At 56.3% G+C, this 4,709-nt stretch carries 5 protein-coding genes and 1 pseudogene; 5 read left to right on the top strand and 1 reads right to left on the bottom strand.

From position 1 onward, the window contains the following. Positions 1-75: 75 nt before the first annotated feature. Positions 76-573 (top strand): annotated as a pseudogene (locus AO277_RS11220) (permease); the annotation flags it as partial. A gap of 56 nt (positions 574-629) precedes the next feature. Then, a complete protein-coding gene (locus tag AO277_RS11215) occupies positions 630-1,205 on the top strand; it encodes a GNAT family N-acetyltransferase (protein ID WP_057459103.1) in 576 nt (191 codons plus the stop codon). A 71-nt stretch (positions 1,206-1,276) separates the two neighbouring features. On the opposite strand, the gene AO277_RS11210 is transcribed toward AO277_RS11215, so the two are convergent. Continuing rightward, complete coding sequence (locus AO277_RS11210; RefSeq protein WP_099258971.1) at positions 1,277-2,845, bottom strand: TerC family protein; 1,569 nt, start codon at positions 2,843-2,845, stop codon at positions 1,277-1,279. 652 nt (positions 2,846-3,497) lie between these two features. Here AO277_RS11210 and AO277_RS11205 point away from each other — a divergent pair. From AO277_RS11205 to AO277_RS11195, 3 genes are all read left to right on the top strand, one after another. Beyond that, on the top strand, positions 3,498-3,779 hold the full coding sequence (locus AO277_RS11205) for a hypothetical protein (RefSeq protein WP_002553776.1): 282 nt from the start codon (positions 3,498-3,500) through the stop codon (positions 3,777-3,779). A 150-nt stretch (positions 3,780-3,929) separates the two neighbouring features. Beyond that, positions 3,930-4,259, top strand: a complete 330-nt coding sequence (locus AO277_RS11200; RefSeq protein ID WP_099258969.1) for an FKBP-type peptidyl-prolyl cis-trans isomerase — start codon at positions 3,930-3,932, stop codon at positions 4,257-4,259. 130 nt (positions 4,260-4,389) lie between these two features. After that, positions 4,390-4,617: a hypothetical protein gene (locus AO277_RS11195; RefSeq protein ID WP_002553778.1), complete on the top strand. Its 228-nt coding sequence runs from the start codon at positions 4,390-4,392 to the stop codon at positions 4,615-4,617. Positions 4,618-4,709: the final 92 nt, after the last annotated feature.

Below are 4,709 nucleotides of genomic sequence, written 5' to 3'. Positions count from 1 at the left end.
CCGAGCTGGTAAAACAAGGGCCTGCCTGACGGCAGGCCCTAACCAGCCCGAACACAAAAAAACTGATACTCCCCCTCCCTGGTGTGCGTAATACTCGCACTTGGAGGCCATCTTGCGTATTTCATATGCCTACTCATCCGTCAAAAAACCATCTACAACTACACCATAAAAACCAACTGCGCCCACCTGGAGTACTACCTCCATTACCCCGACTTCGCCTCGTCATTCTTCAAGGGCATTGCCATAGCCGTCATCCTGATATTCATCTTCATAGCCGCCCTCACCGGCTCACTGCTCTTCCTGATCGGCCCGGCAGCCATGGCCTGTATCGCAGCCCTCAAGCTACTAAACTGGGAAAACCCCATTCATCATGAACAAAGCCTGCCCTGGGATGAGTACAACTTTGTAACCGTCGACCGTAAACGCCTCATGATCATCACGCACCGCACTGACGTCACGCTAGGCTTTGAGGCCCGTTTCCAGCACGAGGTACTGTTCAACAAATACCTGAATTTTCTCCACACCGTACTCCCCTCCACCGCCGAGTTCACCGAAAAAGCCTGGAAGTGGTAGCACACCCAAGCTAACGTACACGCCGGAATTCAAGCCATACCCACCAAGGCCTCACCATGATCCAGATCCGCCCCATGACCCCGGAAGACTTCGAGCGCTTCTGGCCCACCTTTCAGGCTGTCGTCATCGCTCAGGAAACCTACGCCTACGACCCTGCCGTCACTCAGGAGCAGGCCCGCAGTCTGTGGATGGAGCTGCCGCGGCACACGCTGATTGCCGAGGAAGACGGCCAGCTGTTGGGCAGTTACTACTTGAAGGCCAATGCGGCAGGTCCGGGGAATCATGTCTGCAATTGCGGCTATATGGTGACGGATGCGGCGCGGGGTCGTGGTGTGGCGCGGTTGATGTGCGAGCACTCGCAGCAACTGGCGCGCGACAGCGGGTTTCTGGCGATGCAGTTCAATTCGGTGGTGGCCAGCAATGAAGTAGCTGTCGCGCTGTGGGCCAAGCTGGGTTTCGAGACAGTTGGGCGTTTGCCCAAGGCTTATCGTCACGCCCGATTGGGGCTGGTGGATTGTCTGGTGATGTTCAAGTGGCTGGCTGATGCGCCGATGGCCAAAGAGCCTGCGCAGCCCAAGCTGATCGGCCGCAAGAATATCGAATCTGTGGTGTCGCGTCCGCGTCGCAAATAAGCGCGACGCTCACATGAAAAACGGGGCCTGCTCACCATGAGCAGGCCCCGTTTTGTATTACAGCTCCGTGCTTATTTGCCAGAACCTATATCGGGCTGTTTTTGCAACAGCACCCGAGTTACCCGGCGCTCTTCCACGCCGACAACCTGAAGGTTCCAGCCCTGCCAGTCCAGGCTATCGCCGGTAGAAGGCAGGCGATCCAGCAGGCTCATGACCAGTCCGGCGAGTGTCTGATAATCCTCGGTGGCCTTGGCCTGGAAGCCGGTGCGTTCGCGAATCAGACTCAGGTTCAAGGCACCCGATACCACGAAGTCCTCGCCTTGCTTGACGATGTCCGGGCCTTCCACTTCGCTGGCGTCTGGCAGCTGGCCAGCGATGGATTCCAGAATGTCGGTCATGCTCAACACGCCGATGAAATCACCGAACTCGTTGACCACAAAAGCGATGTGCGTCGACTCCTTGCGCATCTGCTCCAGGGCATTGAGGATGGTGAAGCTTTCCAGCAGGTTGATTGCCTTGCGCGACATCAGCTTCAGGTCGGGCTCGTTGCCGGACAACAATTCCTTGAACAGCTCTTTCTTGTGCACGAAGCCCAGCGGCTCATCGATGCCTCGCTCGCCAATCAACGGCAGACGCGAGTAGGACGAGTGCATCAGTTTCAGACGGATTTTCTCGGCATCGTCTTTCAAGTCGATATAGTCGATTTCGGCCCTCGGCGTCATCACCGTGCGAATCGGCCGCTCTGCCAGTTGCAGTACGCCGCTGATCATCACCCGCTCACGACGGTCAAACACCGGCTCGCTGCTTTCGCCTTCCAGCATGTCGGTGATTTCCTCATCGACATCGCCAGACTCCAGCTTGCGACCGCCCAGCAGGCGCATTACCGCATGGGCAGCCCGCTCGCGACGCGGCAGGTGGCCATGAGCAGACTTCTTGCTGCGCTTGCGAGCGATCTGGTTGAACACCTCGATGAGGATCGAGAAACCGATGGCCGCGTACAGATAGCCCTTGGGAATATGGAAACCCAGGCCCTCGGCGGTCAGGCTGAAACCAATCATCATCAGGAAGCCCAGACACAGCATGATCACTGTCGGGCGGCTGTTGACGAATTTGGTCAGCGGCTTGCTGGCAATCATCATCAGGCCGATGGAGAAGATCACAGTAATCATCATCACCGACAGGTGTTCGACCATGCCGACGGCCGTGATTACGGCGTCCAGCGAGAACACCGCGTCGAGTACCACAATCTGCGCAACGATGGGCCAGAACAACGCATAGCCTGCGTTACCGGCGCGCTGTGCAACATGGCCTTCCAACCGTTCGTGCAGCTCCATGGTGGCCTTGAACAACAGGAACACACCACCAAACAGCATGATCAGGTCACGACCGGAGAACGTCTTGTCGAATATCTCGAACAACGGCTCGGTCAGCGTCACCATCCAGGAGATGCTAGCCAGCAGGCCCAGGCGCATGATCAGTGCCAGCGACAGGCCGATGACGCGCGCCTTGTCGCGTTGCTCGGGGGGCAGTTTGTCCGCCAGAATGGCAATAAACACCAGGTTATCGATACCCAGCACCAGTTCCAGCACGATGAGGGTCAGCAGGCCAAGCCATGCCGTGGGGTCAGCGATCCATTCCATGGTAGTTATGCAGCCTCACGAGAAAAATGGCGGGAAAACTCATCGTTGGCCACAGCTGGCCACGCACTGCAATGAATTGCCATGCGCAAAGGTGCCTTGCGACCATGCACAGGCATGTCGGGGCCATTGCAACACGAGAAAGAGGGTAAACCGGCGTTCGAATCAAACGGCCTGCCTGGTGAAAGGGTTATCACTGGCCAGCCATCAGCGGTGAAGGAGGGACAACTCGGAGGCTCCTGGAGGGTATTCATACAGTCCTGAAAATCAATACGGGCGTTGATCGTACAATACACACAACTGTTTCGCACTTCGTATAAGTATTACAAGACTTGACCAAATGCGCGGCGTCTTTCGAAGCTCGGCCCAGCCCGGAGCGACGTTTTGTCGCACCCCCAGGCACGACCAGTTGTCTGACAACGGCAGTGTCCGGGTAGATCACACAAATCATTTGTTTTAAAATGTTGCAATAACGTCAGGCCTGCGCAGTGTCCAACGCGACTTGTGTGAATGCACGATCCCCTGCCCCCTGACCAGAATCATAAAAAGAAAGCCCGTCATAGACGGGCTTTTTTCGTTTTCAGCTTTTGCACCCCGATGCCGGTGACCGGCATCGCGGACGACCCGTTTCTTTTAACCTTTGAGGTGATTTCCCATGCTGCGTATCGTTGTCGTTCATTTGTTCCAGTGGCTCAAGCGCCTATCGTCCGCGCTGTTCTTCCGCAGCGCCGAGGACAACTATTCCCGCAGCTTCACTCGGGAAAACGATGACGAAGGCCGCTGGACCTTTGTTTCAATCGTCATCGTTCTGACCCTCAGCCTTTACTGCCTGGCTGGCCTGGGTTACTACGCCAAGACCAATATCTGGGACGGTTTCACCCAGGAGCAGAAAGAGAATATCGCCCAGGCCATGGTGGTCAGTTCGCAGAATCTCTGACGAACGACACAATCGGAATACGACGGGGAAGCGAAAGCTTCCCCGTTTTCGTTTCGCGCGCTTGTCACAGGCATGCTTTTCTGCGAGAAAGCGCTGCGAAAATGCACGCTCTCGGCATTCATTGAGCTCGCTATAAATGGAAGCCTTGTAATGAGCAAAGAATTACAGATTACCGACCTTCATCCCGGCGAAGGCAAGGAAGCGGTCAAAGGTGCGCTGATCACCACGCATTACACCGGAACCCTCGAAGACGGCACTGTCTTTGATTCCTCTCACCAGCGTGGCAAGCCGTTTCAGTGCGTGATCGGCACCGGACGCTGGGATCAGGGCCTTATGGGCATGAAGGTGGGCGGCAAACGCAAACTGTTCGTGCCTGCCCACCTGGCCTATGGCGACAGAACGATGGGCGCGCGCATCAAACCGGGTGCCGACCTGACATTTGAAATAGAGCTGCTGGAAGTGCTGACCCGCGACGATTGAGCGGGCTGCCTTGCAGATCGCCTTGAATCGGCCGATGACCTTGGCTGACAGGCATAAGCCTGATTGCTTGTTATCGCGGAAAAAGCCATGCTCCGGGTATGGAATTCAAGGTCTTGGCACAGGAACACGTATGGCGCTCAATAAGTCGACTCAGGAGCTGAAGCGGCACCTGAAAGGGACAGCAACCAATCTGGAAAACACGGCGGAAGAAATTCTCAAACTCGCCTCGCAAATGAAAGATGTCGACGTGACGGCAGTACTGCAGATGGTCAACCGCCTTTACAGCGATGCCGATCAGCTCAAGGCCTATGCCGATGAGGTCAGGGCCAAGCGAATCGTACGCGCCAAGCCACTATGAACCGCTGAAACCAACGATCAGACGCGCTTCTGAACCGCCCCGGGTTTCTCGGAGACCCTTTTGTTTGAGTCATGCCACCTGGGCAGACTCGG

Origin of the sequence: Pseudomonas amygdali, assembly GCF_002699855.1 — a bacterium.
Lineage (GTDB): Bacteria > Pseudomonadota > Gammaproteobacteria > Pseudomonadales > Pseudomonadaceae > Aquipseudomonas > Aquipseudomonas amygdali.
The sequence above is the reverse complement of the archived record's forward strand: the minus strand, read 5'-3'. Positions and strand labels throughout refer to the sequence as shown.

Coding starts and splice junctions, on each gene's coding strand:
- AO277_RS11200 (WP_099258969.1), top strand. CDS start 3,930: ATGAGCAAAGAATTACAGATTACCGACCTTCATCCCGGCGAAGGCAAG.
- AO277_RS11215 (WP_057459103.1), top strand. CDS start 630: ATGATCCAGATCCGCCCCATGACCCCGGAAGACTTCGAGCGCTTCTGG.
- AO277_RS11195 (WP_002553778.1), top strand. CDS start 4,390: ATGGCGCTCAATAAGTCGACTCAGGAGCTGAAGCGGCACCTGAAAGGG.
- AO277_RS11205 (WP_002553776.1), top strand. CDS start 3,498: ATGCTGCGTATCGTTGTCGTTCATTTGTTCCAGTGGCTCAAGCGCCTA.
- AO277_RS11210 (WP_099258971.1), bottom strand. CDS start 2,845: ATGGAATGGATCGCTGACCCCACGGCATGGCTTGGCCTGCTGACCCTC.